The 15,695-nt window shown below is 62.9% G+C and carries 20 protein-coding genes; 10 read left to right on the top strand and 10 right to left on the bottom strand.

Annotated elements, in window-relative coordinates; genetic code table 11:
• Positions 1 to 20: 20 nt before the first annotated feature.
• From NKH05_RS10210 to NKH05_RS10195, 4 genes are all read right to left on the bottom strand, one after another.
• Positions 21 to 1,433, bottom strand: a complete 1,413-nt coding sequence (locus tag NKH05_RS10210; RefSeq protein WP_051409642.1) for an ATP-binding protein — start codon at positions 1,431 to 1,433, stop codon at positions 21 to 23.
• A 10-nt stretch (positions 1,434 to 1,443) separates the two neighbouring features.
• On the bottom strand, positions 1,444 to 2,109 hold the full coding sequence (locus NKH05_RS10205; protein WP_023718390.1) for a response regulator transcription factor: 666 nt from the start codon (positions 2,107 to 2,109) through the stop codon (positions 1,444 to 1,446).
• Between the two features lie 64 nt (positions 2,110 to 2,173).
• Complete coding sequence (locus NKH05_RS10200; RefSeq protein WP_023718391.1) at positions 2,174 to 2,473, bottom strand: hypothetical protein; 300 nt, start codon at positions 2,471 to 2,473, stop codon at positions 2,174 to 2,176.
• A 398-nt stretch (positions 2,474 to 2,871) separates the two neighbouring features.
• Entirely contained in the window at positions 2,872 to 3,282 is a 411-nt protein-coding gene (locus tag NKH05_RS10195) for a DUF3168 domain-containing protein (protein WP_023718393.1), read from the bottom strand.
• 266 nt (positions 3,283 to 3,548) lie between these two features.
• On the opposite strand from NKH05_RS10195, the gene NKH05_RS10190 reads away from it, so the two are divergent.
• Together NKH05_RS10190 and NKH05_RS10185 are read left to right on the top strand one after the other, a co-directional pair.
• Complete coding sequence (locus NKH05_RS10190; protein WP_352588751.1) at positions 3,549 to 3,764, top strand: hypothetical protein; 216 nt, start codon at positions 3,549 to 3,551, stop codon at positions 3,762 to 3,764.
• Between the two features lie 44 nt (positions 3,765 to 3,808).
• The gene (locus NKH05_RS10185; RefSeq protein ID WP_031193831.1) at positions 3,809 to 4,033 is read left to right on the top strand and encodes a hypothetical protein; all 225 of its coding nucleotides are present in this window, start codon (positions 3,809 to 3,811) and stop codon (positions 4,031 to 4,033) included.
• Here the strand turns inward: NKH05_RS10185 and NKH05_RS10180 are convergent.
• The gene (locus NKH05_RS10180) at positions 4,030 to 4,296 is read right to left on the bottom strand and encodes a DUF1488 family protein (RefSeq protein WP_023718394.1); all 267 of its coding nucleotides are present in this window, start codon (positions 4,294 to 4,296) and stop codon (positions 4,030 to 4,032) included. The genes NKH05_RS10185 and NKH05_RS10180 overlap by 4 nt on opposite strands.
• Positions 4,293 to 4,565: a hypothetical protein gene (locus tag NKH05_RS10175; RefSeq protein ID WP_023718395.1), complete on the bottom strand. Its 273-nt coding sequence runs from the start codon at positions 4,563 to 4,565 to the stop codon at positions 4,293 to 4,295. The genes NKH05_RS10180 and NKH05_RS10175 overlap by 4 nt, the downstream gene beginning before the upstream one ends.
• A gap of 243 nt (positions 4,566 to 4,808) precedes the next feature.
• Between NKH05_RS10175 and NKH05_RS10170 the strand changes: the two genes are divergently transcribed.
• The 7 genes from NKH05_RS10170 to NKH05_RS10140 all read left to right on the top strand — a co-directional run bounded on the left by NKH05_RS10170 (position 4,809) and on the right by NKH05_RS10140 (position 11,114).
• Positions 4,809 to 5,147, top strand: a complete 339-nt coding sequence (locus NKH05_RS10170; RefSeq protein ID WP_352588754.1) for a co-chaperone GroES — start codon at positions 4,809 to 4,811, stop codon at positions 5,145 to 5,147.
• A 102-nt stretch (positions 5,148 to 5,249) separates the two neighbouring features.
• On the top strand, positions 5,250 to 6,869 hold the full coding sequence (gene groL / locus NKH05_RS10165) for a chaperonin GroEL (protein WP_352788997.1): 1,620 nt from the start codon (positions 5,250 to 5,252) through the stop codon (positions 6,867 to 6,869).
• Positions 6,870 to 6,951: 82 nt separating this feature from the next.
• Positions 6,952 to 7,113, top strand: a complete 162-nt coding sequence (locus NKH05_RS10160; protein WP_023718397.1) for a hypothetical protein — start codon at positions 6,952 to 6,954, stop codon at positions 7,111 to 7,113.
• A gap of 3 nt (positions 7,114 to 7,116) precedes the next feature.
• Positions 7,117 to 7,554 carry an NAD(P)H-binding protein gene (locus NKH05_RS10155; protein WP_023718398.1) on the top strand — a complete coding sequence of 146 codons (438 nt, stop codon included), beginning with the start codon at positions 7,117 to 7,119 and terminating at the stop codon, positions 7,552 to 7,554.
• A gap of 177 nt (positions 7,555 to 7,731) precedes the next feature.
• Positions 7,732 to 9,891, top strand: coding sequence for a transglycosylase domain-containing protein (locus NKH05_RS10150; protein ID WP_023718399.1), 2,160 nt, complete (start codon positions 7,732 to 7,734; stop codon positions 9,889 to 9,891).
• Positions 9,892 to 9,988: 97 nt separating this feature from the next.
• A complete protein-coding gene (locus NKH05_RS10145) occupies positions 9,989 to 10,573 on the top strand; it encodes a DUF1214 domain-containing protein (RefSeq protein WP_023718400.1) in 585 nt (194 codons plus the stop codon).
• On the top strand, positions 10,566 to 11,114 hold the full coding sequence (locus NKH05_RS10140; RefSeq protein ID WP_023718401.1) for a DUF1254 domain-containing protein: 549 nt from the start codon (positions 10,566 to 10,568) through the stop codon (positions 11,112 to 11,114). The genes NKH05_RS10145 and NKH05_RS10140 overlap by 8 nt, the downstream gene beginning before the upstream one ends.
• A gap of 14 nt (positions 11,115 to 11,128) precedes the next feature.
• On the opposite strand, the gene NKH05_RS10135 is transcribed toward NKH05_RS10140, so the two are convergent.
• On the bottom strand, positions 11,129 to 11,320 hold the full coding sequence (locus NKH05_RS10135; protein ID WP_031193791.1) for a hypothetical protein: 192 nt from the start codon (positions 11,318 to 11,320) through the stop codon (positions 11,129 to 11,131).
• 187 nt (positions 11,321 to 11,507) lie between these two features.
• Here NKH05_RS10135 and NKH05_RS10130 point away from each other — a divergent pair, with 187 nt between their 5' ends.
• Positions 11,508 to 12,518, top strand: a complete 1,011-nt coding sequence (locus tag NKH05_RS10130; RefSeq protein WP_023718402.1) for a DUF2336 domain-containing protein — start codon at positions 11,508 to 11,510, stop codon at positions 12,516 to 12,518.
• 4 nt (positions 12,519 to 12,522) lie between these two features.
• On the opposite strand, the gene NKH05_RS10125 is transcribed toward NKH05_RS10130, so the two are convergent.
• The 3 genes from NKH05_RS10125 to NKH05_RS10115 all read right to left on the bottom strand — a co-directional run bounded on the left by NKH05_RS10125 (position 12,523) and on the right by NKH05_RS10115 (position 15,452).
• Complete coding sequence (locus NKH05_RS10125; RefSeq protein WP_023718403.1) at positions 12,523 to 12,870, bottom strand: DUF1491 family protein; 348 nt, start codon at positions 12,868 to 12,870, stop codon at positions 12,523 to 12,525.
• A gap of 94 nt (positions 12,871 to 12,964) precedes the next feature.
• Positions 12,965 to 13,732, bottom strand: a complete 768-nt coding sequence (locus NKH05_RS10120) for a peptidoglycan-binding domain-containing protein (protein WP_023718404.1) — start codon at positions 13,730 to 13,732, stop codon at positions 12,965 to 12,967.
• Complete coding sequence (locus tag NKH05_RS10115; protein ID WP_352588876.1) at positions 13,707 to 15,452, bottom strand: ATP-binding protein; 1,746 nt, start codon at positions 15,450 to 15,452, stop codon at positions 13,707 to 13,709. Before NKH05_RS10115 ends, NKH05_RS10120 begins: the two co-directional genes overlap by 26 nt.
• Between the last annotated feature and the right edge of the window lie 243 nt (positions 15,453 to 15,695).

The raw sequence follows: 15,695 nt of genomic DNA, 5'->3' as shown, positions 1-15,695 counted from the left end.
GCCAGCCGCCCGGAAAAGCATTACTGAAGGCTCCGCAATCGAACCACCGCCTTCAATCCACCCATGACGGATCGTTCCAGCGCCAGAACGCCTCCATACTCGTTGATAAGGTCGGCGACAATGGCAAGTCCGAGCCCGCTGCCGGGTTTTGTCTCGTCGAGACGCCGTCCGCGCTGCAATGCCTCGCGCGCCTTGTCTTCGGGAATGCCGGGGCCGTCATCCTCGATGGCTATCTCGAACAGATTGGCCGCCCCTTCCCTGCCGGCGATGGGCTTGACGGAAACGGCGACCGCGCTCCTTGCCCATTTCATCGCATTGTCGAGCAGATTGCCGAGCAGCTCCTCAAGGTCCTCACGTTCGCCGGCAAAGACGATGTCGGTGGCCGGCAGCGAGAGCGAGAGCGCGGTCCGCGGGTTGAGCTTCTGCAGCACGCGCACCATGCGCTGGACCAGCGGCGCCACCGGCGTGCGGTAAACGACGCTGTCGCGCTGCGCGGCAACGCGGGCACGTTGCAGATAGTGGTCGACCTGCTTCTGCATGGAAGCGGCCTGCTCGGCGATGAGCTGGCCCTTGGCGCCACCCAGCGCCCGCCCCTCGTTGAGCAGCACGGCCAGCGGCGTCTTCAGCGAGTGCGCGAGGTTGCCGACCTGCGTGCGCGACCGCTCGACGATACGCCTGTTGTTCTCGATCAGCGCATTCGTCTCGTTGGCGAGCGGCTCGATCTCGGCCGGGAAGCGGCCGTCGAGCCGTTGCGCAGTTCCTTCGCGCACCATGGCAAGGGCATTCCTGACCCGGCGCAGCGGCTGCAGGCCGAGCAGGATGGCGATTGCATTGATGGCGATCATGCCGACGCCGAACAGCGACAGATAGGTCAAAAGGCGCCGCTGGAAGGTGGCGATTTCCTGCTCGAGCTCGGTCTGGTTGCCCATGACACGGAAGCGCGCGGCGCGGTTTTTCGCATCGAGGACGAACTCGCTCTCGAACACCTCCAGTTGCTCGCCTTCGATGCCGTCCGCCGAATAACTGCGCTGGAAGCTGGCATTGAATGGCACCTCGGCAACGCTTGGCGACGGGATCGCCTTGGTCATCGACGACGAATGGAGATCGCCGTGCACGCCTTCCGAGGCGGGCTCGACCGACCAGTACCAGCCGGAATTCGGCTCCGAGAACCTCAAATCGCCAAGGTCGGGAGCGCCGGTCAATTGGCCGCTTTCGGAAACGCCGACCGAGCCGATCAGGTTGAACAGATGCGCCGAGAGCAGGCTGTCGAAACCGCGCTCGCTGGCCTGGCGATAGAGCGTGGTGATCAAGGTGAAGATGACGACCAGAGTGAGGATCGCCCAGACCGTGGAAAAGGCGATGACGCGAAACGCCAGCGAACGCGGCCATGACCGCAGCGACGGCGTGTTCGAGACGGCGGGTTTTGTAGGCAGCGGTTCCGCGTTACGCCTCCGGCTTACGCATGCGGTAGCCCATGCCGCGAACGGTTTCGATCATGTCGATGCCCATCTTCTTGCGAAGCCGTCCGACGAAGACCTCGATCGTATTGGAATCGCGGTCGAAATCCTGATCGTAGAGATGCTCGACCAGTTCGGTCCGGGACACGACCTCGCCCATATGGTGCATCAAATAGGCAAGCAGGCGGAATTCATGCGATGTCAGCTTCAGCGGTACACCATCGACGTCGGCCTTGGAGGCCTTGGTGTCGAGGCGCAGCGGTCCGCAGGTCAGCTCCGACGAGGCATGCCCGGCGGCACGCCGGATCAAGGCCCGCACCCTGGCCAGGATTTCCTCGATGTGGAAAGGTTTGGTGACGTAGTCGTCGGCGCCTGCGTCGATACCGGCAACCTTGTCGCTCCAGCGGTCGCGTGCCGTCAGGATCAGCACCGGCATCTTGCGGCCGCCACGCCGCCAGCGCTCGACCACGCTGATGCCGTCCATCTGCGGCAGGCCGATGTCGAGCACGACGGCATCGTAGGGCTCGGTGTCGCCGAGAAAGTGCCCTTCCTCGCCGTCGAAAGCGCGATCGACGACATAGCCGGCATCGACCAGCGCGTCGCCGATCTGCCGGTTGAGATCCTTGTCATCTTCGACGACGAGTACGCGCATGCGGGAGGCCTGTTGAAGCTGTTCAGATATAGGCCGATTCCGGCAGACTGGGAAACGGCACGGTTCAGTTCAGCGGAACGACGATCTCCGAGCGACGCGGACGCTGCCCTTCTTTGCCCGGAACCAGCACGACGATGACGCAGACCGGCTGGCCGCCGCGTGTCGACTGCGAGGCCTTGGCCAGGGTGCCGCCATTCTGCTCGGCCACCTGCTGGCCGATCGCATAGCAGTCCGAGGCGGCGAGGACGACCGGTTGGGGCTGCTCGGGCACGACAACGGGGATCGCCATCGCCTGCGACGCAAGCAGACCGGCGGCTGAGAGCGCCAGTGCCGCGGTCCGGAAGTGGGAGCAAAGGATGTTCATGGTCAGCGTTCTAACGCGCTGGTGCTGAACGTGATATGAACGGTGAACGCTCGAATGCATGCCCGCCACACCCCTGAAGCGCGAGATTACCGGATTGCCATCTCGCCGCCCGTCTCGCGAAATCGCCAAAGTTTAACCTAGCCCTCCGATCCTTCGCCGACAACCGGCATCATTTGGCGGAGAAGGCAATCGCTTCAGGTGTGCGCCGACTTCGACAATCGATCCGGGACAATCGATCCGGCAACCGAAGGCAGGTTCAGGCGAACCGACCTGAAACAAAAAAACCCGCTCGGCGGCGGGTCGTTGGCGCCAATCAGCACCATAGTGAAATTAGTAGCATAGCTGCCGGCACAAAGCAAGAACAAAATTGCCCGATTCTTACGGAAAGTGCCCGGCGGTCAGCCCTCATCCTCGATCATGGCGCGGAAACGCAGCAGCCCGTGATGGGCCGAAAGGTCCTCGTCGTAGCGGGCTTCGGCGAATTCGAGCTTGAGATAGGCGCGGCGATGTTCGCCAAGCGAGAGTGCCGCATCTCGCAAGCGGGCGCTGACCAGGTCCATGATGTCGAGCGTTTCCTTGCTGGCCTCGGACTTCGACCAGACATGCAGCGTCAGCAACTGCTCGGCGTTGTTCTCCGTGCCCGTAGCCCAGTCGTAAACGCTGGTGCGGCCGAAGGTCATGTGGGGAAACGCAACATTTTCCGGCGCACGGTCGAACAATCTTGCGTCGCCCAGTGCCGCCGATAAATCGGGATCGCCATTCACTGCCTCGAATATGGCCTTCTGCAATTCGACGGGTGGCGCGGTCATTGTCTTTCCCCTCGCCCGTCGCGTCGACCTCCCTGCTGCGTAGCTGCGTTGCATGGCGGCATCCCGGCAAAGCGCGAATCAGCGCGTCTCATACGGATTATGAACCTTCATGATCTCGGGAATAAGCCCTGCTACTGGAACCCGCGACGCCGCGGCCTTTCGCGTCACGGACGCCCTTGAGGGTGACGCGAATTCATTTGGCGTGCAGGGCGTTCGAAGAACGATGCTATGAAGATTCTGGTTTCCAAACATTCGAGGTCGTTTTCGTGCGCGAGCCATCGCTGCTGCCTGTTTTCGGAAAGCTTGGGGTCAGGGCGCGGCCGGTCGCGATTGCGGCGCCGACCATGTCGATGACCATCAAGAATTTGGTCAACCGCACTCGGGAGCTGCTCTCGGCGCACGGTAGCCTGGCCCTGAAGCTGTTCGTCGTTTTGTGGACGGTGCTTATCCTGGCGGCAATATTCTTCGTCGCCCAAGCCTGACCGAGCGACATTCATCGATCGGGCGGAAACTAAAGGATGCCAAGATGGCAAACCGCTACGCGCTGCGTATGGAACGTCCTCACAGCTGGACCGTCTTCTACGTCTTCACCGGCCAGCCTGTCGAGCTCAAGCAGCAATCCATGGTCGGCATGAACACGTGCGATGCGCACGCGATGGTCGATCGGCTGAACAGTCGTGACATCGCGGCGGATGCAGGCGGACCGGAAGCCCCGAGAAAGCGTCTTGTGGACGGATCGCGACGGATCTAGCGAAAATCGGCCGCAGTCAGCACATATATGCTCCTGCGGGTGCGGGCATAGGCATTCCTGGCGACATCGTGGATCGAGCTGGAAGCCGTGTCGAAGGCCGCCAGATAGGTAGCTTCCGAGGCCGCCGTTCCCGGCTGCACTTTGGAGATGGCATCGGTTGCGACAGAGAAGGAAATCTGGAACATGCCGTCATGGCCGACGAAGCGGATGCGTTTGCTTGCCTCGTCGTAGCTGCGGCTGGGATTGGGAAATGTCAGGCTCATGATTTGGCCTCCGTCGATGCGGATACGGCCTGCTTGACTGTCCGCGCCGCCCGCTTCTTCTTTGGGGCGACCGGATTCAGAGCTGCCGCCGCGCGATCCGCCTCTTCCTTGGCCAGTCGCAATTCCCTCAGTCTTGCCGTTTTGATCGCCCTGGCCTTGGCCTCCGAGAGATATTCGGCAGTTGCCTTGTTCCGCTCCGCCGTTTTCTTTTGATTTTCCATGAAGCGAGCCTGAGCTTTTTCCATGATGTTCTGATTGCCTTCGGCCATCGGTAAAATCTCCCTTGCAGCGAAAGTCGTGAGTGTGAACTTCACCATAAAATAGGTGTTCAAAGACAGAAATTCAATTTCATTAATATTCGGCAATGCCCGAACACCAAGGGATAGCCAGGCAAAATAATTCATTCAATATTTGACATACCCCATGAATATTTTTTGGCACTCCTATCAATCGAGTGCCAAGGCGCCTATAGAGAGGGGCGGCCGCCTAAGCCGGCCCCAGAAAGAGTCCCCATGAAATTCCGGCCACTCCACGATCGCGTCGTCATTCGGCGCGCCGAAAGCGACACCAAATCCAAGGGCGGCATCATCATCCCCGACAATGCCAAGGAAAAACCGCAGGAAGGCGAAGTGATCGCCGTCGGGCCGGGCGCGCGGGACGAAAGCGGCGCGCTGATGGCGCTCGACGTCAAGGCCGGCGACCTCATCCTGTTCGGCAAATGGTCCGGCACCGAGGTCAAGATAGACGGCGAGGACCTTCTGATCATGAAGGAGGCCGACATCATGGGCATCATCGAGAAGAGCGAGATGGGCATCATCGACAAAACCGTGGCTGCCAAGAAGGCCGCCTGACTGGAATGCCGCGCGCCCTGCCGGGCGCGCAAAGGATGCTCCAAGCTTTGATTCAGGCGCGCTGCAAGCGTCTTGCCACAACCAACCGAACTGGAAAAAATCATGTCTGCCAAAGAAATCAAATTTTCCACCGACGCGCGTGACCGCATGCTGCGCGGTGTCGAAATCCTCAACAACGCCGTCAAGGTGACGCTCGGCCCTAAGGGCCGCAACGTCATCATCGACAAGGCCTATGGCGCGCCGCGCATCACCAAGGACGGGGTGACTGTGGCCAAGGAAATCGAACTTTCCGACAAGTTCGAGAACATGGGCGCACAGATGGTGCGCGAAGTGGCCTCGAAGACCAACGACCTCGCCGGCGACGGCACCACCACCGCCACGGTGCTTGCCGCTTCCATCCTGCGCGAGGGCGCCAAATTCGTTGCCGCCGGCATGAACCCGATGGACCTCAAGCGCGGCATCGACCTTGCCGTCACCGCCGTCGTCAAGGAAATCCAGGCTCGAGCCAAGAAGGTCAAGTCCTCAGGCGAGATCGCGCAGGTCGGCACCATTGCCGCCAATGGCGACACCAGCGTCGGTGCCATGATCGCCAAGGCGATGGACAAGGTCGGCAATGACGGCGTCATCACCGTTGAGGAGGCCAAGACCGCCGAAACCGAACTCGACGTCGTCGAAGGCATGCAGTTCGACCGCGGCTATCTCTCGCCCTATTTCGTCACCAATGCCGAGAAGATGCGCGCCGAGCTGGAAGACCCTTACGTGCTCATCCACGAAAAGAAGCTCGGCAATCTGCAGGCGCTGCTGCCCATCCTCGAAGCCGTGGTGCAAAGCGGCAGGCCGCTGTTGATCATCTCCGAGGACGTCGAGGGCGAAGCGCTGGCGACGCTGGTCGTCAACAAGCTGCGCGGCGGCCTCAAGGTCGCGGCCGTCAAGGCGCCTGGCTTCGGTGACCGCCGCAAGGCGATGCTGGAAGACATCGCCGTGCTCACCGCCGGACAGATGATTTCCGAGGATCTCGGCATCAAGCTGGAGAACATCACCATAGACATGCTCGGCCGCGCCAAGCGCGTGCTGATCGAGAAGGACACCACCACGATCATCGACGGCGCCGGCGAGAAGGCCACCATCCAGGCGCGCGTCCAGCAGATCAAGGGGCAGATCGAGGAAACCACTTCCGACTACGACAAGGAGAAGCTGCAGGAACGTCTCGCCAAGCTGGCGGGCGGCGTTGCCGTCATCCGCGTCGGCGGCGCCACCGAATCCGAGGTCAAGGAAAAGAAGGACCGCATCGACGATGCGCTGAACGCCACCCGCGCGGCCGTCGAGGAAGGCATCGTTCCCGGCGGCGGCGTCGCGTTGCTGCGCGCCAAGGCTGTGCTGAACGGGCTGACCGGAGCCAATGCCGATGTAACGGCGGGCATTTCGATCGTGTCGAGAGCGCTCGAAGCGCCGATCCGGCAGATCGCCGAGAATTCCGGCGTCGAAGGTTCGATTGTCGTCGGCAAACTCGCCGACAGCAAGGACCACAATCAGGGCTTCGATGCCCAGAACGAGGTCTATGTCGACATGATCAAGGCCGGCATCGTCGACCCCGCGAAGGTGGTGCGGACGGCGCTGCAGGACGCGGGCTCGATTGCGGCGCTACTGATCACTGCTGAGGCCATGATCACAGACGTTTCAGCCAAGGAAGCCGCTGCTTCGCCCGGCGGCATGGGCTATTGACCAGCCGCTGCCGGAAACAAGCCTGAAAGACAGCCGCCGGGGGATATTCCCCGGCGCGCGCCATCGGCAAGGAGATCGATCCATGATCGCATTCGTCCCGAAGCCAAATGCAGCCACGAAGACCAAAGTGGCAGAGGAAAGCCGCTTCGATCGCATTCGCAGGCTTGCCGACAAGCACAGGAAAGCCGACGCCGGCACGATAGGCCGCGACCCGAAAAAGATCGCGGACAAGCGTCCCATGTGACGATTGCCAATCCTCGGCACCCCGCGCAAGCGCGGCACCAGACCCTTATCGCGTCTCGTCGCTGATCAGCGCCAGCTGAATGCGATTCTTGCCCGAACGCACAAGCGCCGTCAGTGCCTGCATGGTGCGGTCAAGCTTATCTCCGAGCGGCGGCAACTGGGGCCGCTACTTGGCGGCGTCATCGTACCGTTGGTTCTGCGCCATGAGGTGGCGGACCACGAGGTGAAGGAAAGCCTGATCGTTCAATCCAGGCTCGACTGGACCATCGTGGAGCCGCCCAGGTTGAGCAATGGAGCGGCAACGGGCGAATTCCGCCACGGCAACGGCATCCGGTCGGCGTCGCTGCTGCCGACGCTGGCGCGTGCCGACGTGGCGGCCTTCATGCTCGCCCAACTCGACGGCACCACCTACTCGCGCAGGGTAGCCAACATCCTGCGCTGACGCCTCGCAGGAGCCGTCTTCCCCTCGACGAACCGCCCGCTATATCTTCATCGTCCTTACCTTCATCGCCCTTGTCGGCAGCACCAAAATGGACGAATAGTCTTGCAAGGTGCGCCGCCGTGAAATTGCCGGCATGCGGTTTCTCAGGTGGCGGCATCGCCGCAGCCGGATCCTGGAATGGCTAGTCCTTTGGAACCACGCAAGAGAAGAGGTCCGATCGCCGCAAGGCTGCTGGCAGTGGATGCGTGGATCGATTCCTCGGTCTACGAAATCGGCTTCAGGGCGCGTCAGTTCTGGGAAGCGGCGACCATCTTCTCGCGGCGTTTCCGCGTCGGCGGCTGGCGCCGCGGCATGATTGAACTGTTGAGTGAAGGATTTACGCTCGGTGCGGGCGGCATCGTTGTGCTTTTGGCGCTGGCCTTGCCGGCCTTTCAGATAACCGCCGGCGACTGGCGCACGCAGGGCGACTTCGCCGTCACCTTCCTCGACCGCTACGGCAACGAGATCGGCCAGCGCGGCATTATCCAGCGCGATTCGGTGCCGGTCGACGAGATGCCCGACCATGTCATCAAGGCGGTGCTGGCCACCGAGGACCGGCGCTTCTTCGACCATTACGGCATCGACGTGCTCGGCCTGTCGCGGGCGATATTCGAGAACGTACGGGCGAATTCTGTCGTCCAGGGCGGCTCGAGCATCACCCAGCAGCTGGCCAAGAACCTGTTCCTGACCAATGAGCGGACATTCGAGCGCAAGATCAAGGAAGCCTTCCTGTCGCTATGGCTCGAAGCCAATCTGTCGAAGAAGGAAATCCTGCAGCTTTACCTCGACCGCGCCTATATGGGCGGCGGCACCTTCGGCATCGAGGCGGCGGCAGATTTCTATTTCGGCAAGAGCGTCAAGGACCTGAACCTTGCCGAGGCGGCGATGCTGGCCGGCCTGTTCAAGGCACCGACCAAATATGCGCCGCACATAAACCTGCCCGCCGCCCGGGCGCGCGCCAATGTCGTGCTGTCCAACCTGGTCGATTCCGGCTTCATGACCGAAGGCCAGGTGCTGCAGGCAAGATTACACCCGGCCGAAATCGTTGATCGCGGCGAGCAGAAAAGCCCCGACTACTATCTCGATTGGGCCTTCGAAGAGGTCAAGAAGATCGCCGCCAAAGGCGGCCCGCACTCGCTTGTCGCCCACACCACCTTCGACGCCAACATCCAGAAGGCGGCCGAAGAATCGATGGAGTTCCACCTCCGCCAGTTCGGCAAGGAATACAACGTCACCGAGGGCGCCATCGTCGTCATCGAGACCAACGGCGCGGTCCGGGCGATCGTCGGCGGCCGCGACTACGGCGCCAGCCAGTTCAACCGCGCCACCAAGGCACTTCGCCAGACCGGCTCCTCGTTCAAGCCCTATGTCTATGCGACGGCGATGGAGCATGGCTTCACGCCGGATTCGGTGGTTTCCGGCGGACCCATCTCCTGGGGCAGTTGGTCGCCCCACAATTACAATGGCGGGTCGGCCGGCAAGGTGACGCTGATCACGGCGATGGCCAAATCGATCAACACCGTGCCGGTGCGGCTGGCCAAGGATTATCTCGGCATCAAGCCGATCAAGGCGATGGCCGAGGCGATGGGCGTCGAGTCGCCGCTGGAATCACACAAGACCATGGTGCTCGGCACGTCGGGCATGACCGTGATGGACCAGGCGACGGGCTACAGCGTGTTCGCCCAGAACGGCTTTGCCGGAACCCGGCACGGCGTCAGCCAACTCTTCACCCGCACCGGCGAGGTGGTCTACGACTTCGCCAAGGATGCGCCGCCGCCGCACCGGGTGCTGTCGGAGCAGGCGCTCAAATACATGAACACCATGCTGGCCGCCGTTCCGGTGATCGGTACGGCCCGGCGCGCGGCCCTTCCAAACATCGTCGTCGCCGGCAAGACCGGCACGACCCAGTCCTACCGCGATGCCTGGTTTGTCGGCTTTACCGGCAACTACACGGCCGCCGTCTGGCTTGGCAATGACGACTTCACCGCGACCAACAAGATGACCGGCGGCACCCTGCCGGCCATGGTGTGGCAGCGCCTGATGCTCTATGCGCACCAGAATATCGACCTCAGACCGATCCCTGGCCTCGATCACCCCTTCGTCGATGCCGAAATCGCTGCCAAGGCCGAGGAAGCGGAAAAGAAGAGCGCCGAACAGGCAGCAGCCGATGCCGCCGCCGAGCGTCCGCCGGTGCTGTCCAGCCGGACCACCCAGACCCTGAAGGAACTCACCAAGCTGTTCCAGGCGGCACCCGTGCTCGACGCGCCCGCTGCACCGGAGACCCTCTCGGCGCTCTGAGCGGTCAATTCCACAGGGCCGCTTGCCACAAGCCCCCGCACCGCGATATCCCGAGCGACAGTCTTTCAGTCCCCGGCCTTCGGTTCCCCGGCTCCTCATGCTCAAGAATGCCTTCCTGACACTGCTTTCGCTTGCCATCGCCGTCGTCGGCGGTGGCGGCAGCGTCTGGTATGCACTGAAGCTGCAGGACGGCGTCGGCGCCATCAGGATCGGCCAATGGACCGCCTTCCCCGATATCGGCACGCCGACGGCGGATCCTTATTCGAAGGCCCGCGTGGCGCGCGAAGGCGTGCTGGCGCTCGGACAGGCGGAAGGACTGTCCTTCATCGCCGAGCGCGATTCCGGCGGCGAGCAACTCAAGCGGCAATGTGCCTACAAGATTGCGGGCGGCTTTCCCACCGCCCGGTTCTGGACCCTCTATGCCGCAGATCGGTCGCTTGGCGTGATCGAGACCGGCAAGCCGAGGCTGGCTGCGCTGCAGTCCTATCAAGTGCTGCGCGAGGCCGACAATTCGGTGATCATTTCCGTCGGCAGCCGCCCGGCGCCCGACAACTGGCTGCTGACCAGCGGCGCCGGCGGGATGTACTTCGTGCTCACGTTCTATGACACGCCGATCGCCAGCAGCACCGGCCTCTCGGACGTCACGCTGCCGCAGATCCAGAAGGTCGGCTGCAATGCGTAGCCTGCTGCATGCCGTGCTGCTCGGCCTGCTTGGCGGCGGCATCGTGCACATCATCGTGCTGCTGCTCGTCCCCGAGTTTTCCGAACGCGACGCCTGGTCGCGATTGGCCATGGCTTCGGATCTCTACAAGATGACCAGGCTCGACGCGGAAGCCGGCGGCGCGCCGGTGGTGAAATCGGTCGATCCGCTGTTTTATGCGGCGGCTTGCCGCTTCGACCTTGCCGAGGGGATGGTGCGGGTCAAGGCGCCGGGAAAGGTGCCGTTCTGGTCGATATCGGTCTATGACCGCGGCGGCCACAACATCTACTCGTTCAACGACCGCAGCGCGACCGCAGGCGTGCTCGACACCGTGGTGCTGACGCCGGCGCAGATGATCGAGGTCCGCAAGAATCTTCCCGCGGAACTGCAAGGGGCGATCTTCGTCGAAGCGCCGATAGCGGAAGGCATGTTCGTCATCCGCTCGTTCGTGCCCGACGACAGCTGGAAGCCGATCGTCTCGCGGTTTCTCGAACAGAGTTCCTGCGAACTGCAGGATTTTTAACCCACTTCCGATGCTCAGTGATGCGGTACCGGCAATGTCCCCGAAGGTCCCGGCTTATCGGGGCCGACCGGCCGCGTCTCGCCGGTCAGCGGCCGCTGCTCGTAGCGGACCCCGGGAAAGATGATCACCGCCGCCGGCGTTCCCGCGGTTTGTTGTGCTCGATTGGTTGCCGCCGTTCGCGGCACGAAAGACAGTACCATGCCCATGGTTCGCGTATTCCTCTCGGTTGCCCCGGAGCACAACGCAACGCCTCCATAGTCGATTAAGGAGGCAGTAGGTTAACGGAGCGCTAACGGATCGCCGCTAAATTGATCTTTGTTCTTGGGAAACGCGAAACCGGTACAGCCCGGCAGAGCGCAGTCCAGATCGTGTCGAGTGTCGGGCGTATCCTTCGTGTCAGCTTCGGATTTCAGGCAAATCGCAGCAGGAGCTGAATCGGGAAAGGCCGAGAGGCTGTTCCGCGCCGCGGTGTCGGCGTTCTGTTCGCTCACCCGACCTTCACGCCGCGAGATCGCGCAGCTCGAAGACCTGACGCTGCCGCTTTTCGACAATGTCTCGGTCGAATCGCGCCGCTACGTCGCGGCAGCCCTTTCCGAATGCGAATATGCACCCGCCGCGCTGGTGCGGCGGCTTTGCCAGGAGCGGGTCGATATCGCCGCTCCGCTGCTCATCCGCTCGCGTGCCCTCAGCGACGTCGACCTCATCGCGCTGATCGGGCGCCACGGGCTGCCGCATGCCCGTGCCATTGCCCGCCGCAAGGATCTCAATCAAACGATCGCGGATCTCATCAAAGTGCTCGAAAGGCCGACGCTGGTGCGGTCGCAACAGCAGCCGGAAACAACCGCCAAAGCCGCGTCCGAAAACGCCGAAGTGGTTGCGAGCGATGCCAACAGGCAAGAGGCTTCCGATGCCGCCGAAACAGTACGCCGCCGGTTGCGATCCATGATGCGCGCCGAGAGCGGCACCGCTATCGGTCCGTTCGTCGAGCCGCAAACCTATGTCAAGCTGCGCGAGACCGCGCTGACCGGCAATGCGGCATTCTTCCAGACAGCGCTCGCCGATGCGCTCGAAGTCGATTTTTCAACGGCGCGGACGCTCACCACGAGCCAAAATTACACACCGCTGCTGGCCGCCTTGCGCGCGCTCGACCTCAGCGAAGACAAGGCGTTCCTGATCACGGCCACCATCTATCCGACCGAGTTTCCGCACCCGCAGGCGATCCGCATCTTCCTCGACCGCTACCGCCTGCTGCACCGCGACGCGGCGTTGGACAGGCTCCGCGGCTGGAAGGCCGACACCGTGTCGAAAATCGTTCGCAAGCCCGGGCGCGTCGCCGCAAACGCCGACCTGCGCAAGCCGAACAGCGCCGATGTTGCCGCTGTCCCAAAGGCGCGTCGCGTCTGAAAAGTTACGGCAACTTGACCGAGATAAGCTCCTCAACGGGAATGGCGCCCGCCTCGACCTCGACCACCCAGATATCGGGATCGAATTTCTTCTCGCGCTCCAGCCGCGCGTCGAAGATGGCGGCATCGTCGCCCTCGCCGAGAAGGCTGAAGAAACGGTCGTCCGGCCTGGCCGAATCGTAGCTCGTCTGCGGCGCCGGCCCGAACAGCGCCATCTCCCCCAGCCTGCCCCGCGCCAGCACGAAAACCGCGCCGGCTTCCGTCGCGCCGCGCTTGACCACGGCGGCAAAGCCGCCGGCGCTGAAAACCCGACGCAACAGCGCCGATACCCACAGGTCGGTGGTTACCCGCATGGAGAATTCCTGGCCATGCGGCGGTCCTTACAGCATTGGCCGGAAGACTGTAACCGGTCTTTGCCGAGCGACCGGCGTGCGGCCGTCACGACCCTCAGTTGGTCAGGCCGATCTCGCGCATCTTGACGTAGACGATCTCGTCGGGCTCGCCGGTCTCGGGCAGGCCGAAAAGCGCCTGGAATTCCTTGATCGCGGCCTTGGTGCGTGCGCCGACGACGCCGTCCAATTGCATGTCGTCATTGCCGAAAGCTTTCAGTCCGGCCTGGATCTTGACGATGCGGGGATCAGGTGCCGCCGCATTTGCCGGTGCGGACGCTGGAATGGCGGCTGGAACAGCGGCCGTTTCGACCGGCCGCGGCACGGGATGCGGCACCACGGCCGCGGTCGTCGGCGTGGCACCCAGTTGATCCAGCAGAATGCTGTCGATCTCGCCGGAGGCATTCAATCCGACCTTCTGCTGATAGGCCTGGATGGCCTTGCGCGTATTCGGTCCGGGAATGCCGTCGACGGTGCCGGAATAGAAATCGAGATCCTTCAATATGCCCTGGACCTGCTCGACGACCGGGTCGCTCTTGATCGGCGCAGCCGCCGGACGCACGATGTTGATGGTGGTTTCGGGCTCGTCGCTGTCCGCCCGGGGAAAGCGCTCGATGCTCCTGGTGACGAAAAACGCGCCGGCGTGCGGAAAGGGCTGGTACCAAAGAGCGTTCGCCGAGACGTAGAACAGCGTCACCAGGAATGCGGTGGAGCCGCCGACCACAACTGGATTGCGCGAGATCAGGCTGCCCAGAGCCATCGCTCCGTGCTCGAAGGCATTGCCGCGGCGTTTGACCGCCTTAGGCTGTTTTGCGGAGCGACCCATTGCTCTCCCCTTTGCCACCGTCCGCTCTGGCTTTGGCCGCGGACATCGGCACCACGCCGGTCTTCTCCGCCGAGTGGCCCGTCGGGCCGTTCACGGGAAGGCTGATCGTTACCGTGGTGCCCTCGCCCGGCATGCTTTCGATCGACATGGTGCCGTCGTGCAGCGCCACCAGCCCCTTCACCAGCGAAAGCCCGAGCCCGGTGCCTTCGAACCGGCGGGTATAGTCGTTCTGTATCTGCATGAACGGCTTGCCGAGATTGGCAAAATCTTCCTCGGCGATGCCAATGCCGGTGTCCCGGACCCAGAAATGCAGCCGCGAGCCGATCCGCTTGGCGCCGATGACGACGTTGCCGCCTTCGGGCGTGAACTTGATCGCGTTGGAGACGAGATTGATCAGGATCTGCTGCACGGCGCGACGGTCGGCATTTATTTCACCTGCGTCCGGCGCGATCTGGGCCTGCAGATCAATGGCTTTTGCCTCGGCTTGCAGGCGCATCATCGACTGGCACATCTCGACCGCTTCGCGGAAGCGGAACGGTTCCGGTTCGGTCGCATAGGCGCCCGATTCGATCCGCGATACGTCGAGTATCGAGGTGACGACGGCAAGCAGGTGCTGGCCCGAATCCCGTACCAAGCCGACATATTCCTTCTGGCGCGGATCCTTGAAGGTGCCGAACATCTCGTGCAGCAGCATGTCCGAAAAACCGATGATGGCATTGAGCGGGGTGCGCAGCTCGTGGCTGACGACGGCAAGGAAGCGTCCTTTCGCCACCTCGGCCGAGGCAGCCGCTTCATTGGCGGCGGCAAGCTCCTGGCGCAGTCCGGCCAGTTCATCATTCTCGCGCAGAACGAGCGTGAAGACAGTCTCCTGCCCCGGCGCGCGCATCATCTCGAGCGAGAACGGCCGGTAATTGTCGGCCGTCACGCCGCTGTTCTGCGGCAGCCGGACGCGAAGGTCGAGCCGGCGCGACAGAGCGCCATCGCGCATATCGGCCAGCGCGCTGAGATACGGGACGCGGTCGGACAGATGGATGCGATCGAAAAGCCCGGCGCCGAAAAGCAACTCCGGCGGCAGCCTCAGCATGGTGCGCGCCTTGGTCGAGGCGTCCAGAACCTCGCCATGCGCCGCTATTCGCAGCACGACAGCGTCGATCAGGTCTTCGAGCCGGTCGCTGCCGGCAGGATCGAGCTGTGCGTTGGCGGCGCCACGAAGTGGAGCGACACGCGGAAAGAGCGTGAGCGCCCAGGCCAGTGGTACCAGCCAGTGCCATGCGGCGATTTCGGTCTGGCCGAGCGGCAAGACGGAACCGGCGAAAGGCTGCAGCAAGACTGCGACAAGGGCCGATATGGCGCCCCAGATCACGGCACGGCGCGACTGGCCGATCCACCAGGCTTCAAACGGCAGCGCCACCGCAAGCACGGCAACCGGCGAGGCCACACCGCCGGCGGCAGCGACAAGGGAACCCAGGGCAACACTGCTCACGACCAAGGCTAGTTGGCCGGCCAGAGTGATCTTACCCGATGCAGCCACCAGCAGGGCGGCGAACCAGCAAAGGCCGAACGCGGCAAAGATCGCAGCCACAGTCACGGCCGCGCCCATGCCCGACGTGACCAGCGTCACCGCCGCACCTGCGCTGAAGAAAGGAGCCGCCAGCATGACGCCAATGAACCGGCTGTGGCGGCGTCGGTCGTCCTGGCCGAGGACGGACGGATGAACCATCCGTTCGCAACCGGCGGCTATCGCGCCCGGCAACTCGGCGTATCTGGCCTTGATCGCACTCAACTCAACGCACCCGGTCGTGAACGGCCCTGCTTTGCAGGTGGCTTTTGTCGATCCGAAACTCGCATCCAGCATTTAAGGAATGGATAAGGCTGGGCCGATCGTCCCCCGGCCGGCTGCAAATATCGGGATACCGGCGGCGAAAAACCGGGGCAATTGCCGCCATAGTAAACGGAGCGTTAT

Origin of the sequence: Mesorhizobium sp. M1399 (assembly GCF_040317735.1) — a bacterium.
Lineage (GTDB): Bacteria > Pseudomonadota > Alphaproteobacteria > Rhizobiales > Rhizobiaceae > Mesorhizobium.
Note: the sequence above shows the minus strand (reverse complement) of the source record. Positions and strands in the feature narration are given on the sequence as shown.

Bases quoted from the DNA above. Each gene is read 5' to 3' on its own strand.
- NKH05_RS10175 (WP_023718395.1), bottom strand. From the start codon at position 4,565: ATGGCCGAAGGCAATCAGAACATCATGGAAAAAGCTCAGGCTCGCTTC.
- NKH05_RS10195 (WP_023718393.1), bottom strand. From the start codon at position 3,282: ATGACCGCGCCACCCGTCGAATTGCAGAAGGCCATATTCGAGGCAGTG.
- NKH05_RS10135 (WP_031193791.1), bottom strand. From the start codon at position 11,320: ATGGGCATGGTACTGTCTTTCGTGCCGCGAACGGCGGCAACCAATCGA.
- NKH05_RS10140 (WP_023718401.1), top strand. From the start codon at position 10,566: ATGCGTAGCCTGCTGCATGCCGTGCTGCTCGGCCTGCTTGGCGGCGGC.
- NKH05_RS10125 (WP_023718403.1), bottom strand. From the start codon at position 12,870: ATGCGGGTAACCACCGACCTGTGGGTATCGGCGCTGTTGCGTCGGGTT.
- NKH05_RS10205 (WP_023718390.1), bottom strand. From the start codon at position 2,109: ATGCGCGTACTCGTCGTCGAAGATGACAAGGATCTCAACCGGCAGATC.
- NKH05_RS10115 (WP_352588876.1), bottom strand. From the start codon at position 15,452: ATGGTTCATCCGTCCGTCCTCGGCCAGGACGACCGACGCCGCCACAGC.
- NKH05_RS10200 (WP_023718391.1), bottom strand. From the start codon at position 2,473: ATGAACATCCTTTGCTCCCACTTCCGGACCGCGGCACTGGCGCTCTCA.
- NKH05_RS10170 (WP_352588754.1), top strand. From the start codon at position 4,809: ATGAAATTCCGGCCACTCCACGATCGCGTCGTCATTCGGCGCGCCGAA.
- NKH05_RS10180 (WP_023718394.1), bottom strand. From the start codon at position 4,296: ATGAGCCTGACATTTCCCAATCCCAGCCGCAGCTACGACGAGGCAAGC.
- NKH05_RS10145 (WP_023718400.1), top strand. From the start codon at position 9,989: ATGCTCAAGAATGCCTTCCTGACACTGCTTTCGCTTGCCATCGCCGTC.
- groL (WP_352788997.1), top strand. From the start codon at position 5,250: ATGTCTGCCAAAGAAATCAAATTTTCCACCGACGCGCGTGACCGCATG.
- NKH05_RS10160 (WP_023718397.1), top strand. From the start codon at position 6,952: ATGATCGCATTCGTCCCGAAGCCAAATGCAGCCACGAAGACCAAAGTG.
- NKH05_RS10150 (WP_023718399.1), top strand. From the start codon at position 7,732: ATGGCTAGTCCTTTGGAACCACGCAAGAGAAGAGGTCCGATCGCCGCA.
- NKH05_RS10185 (WP_031193831.1), top strand. From the start codon at position 3,809: ATGGCAAACCGCTACGCGCTGCGTATGGAACGTCCTCACAGCTGGACC.
- NKH05_RS10120 (WP_023718404.1), bottom strand. From the start codon at position 13,732: ATGGGTCGCTCCGCAAAACAGCCTAAGGCGGTCAAACGCCGCGGCAAT.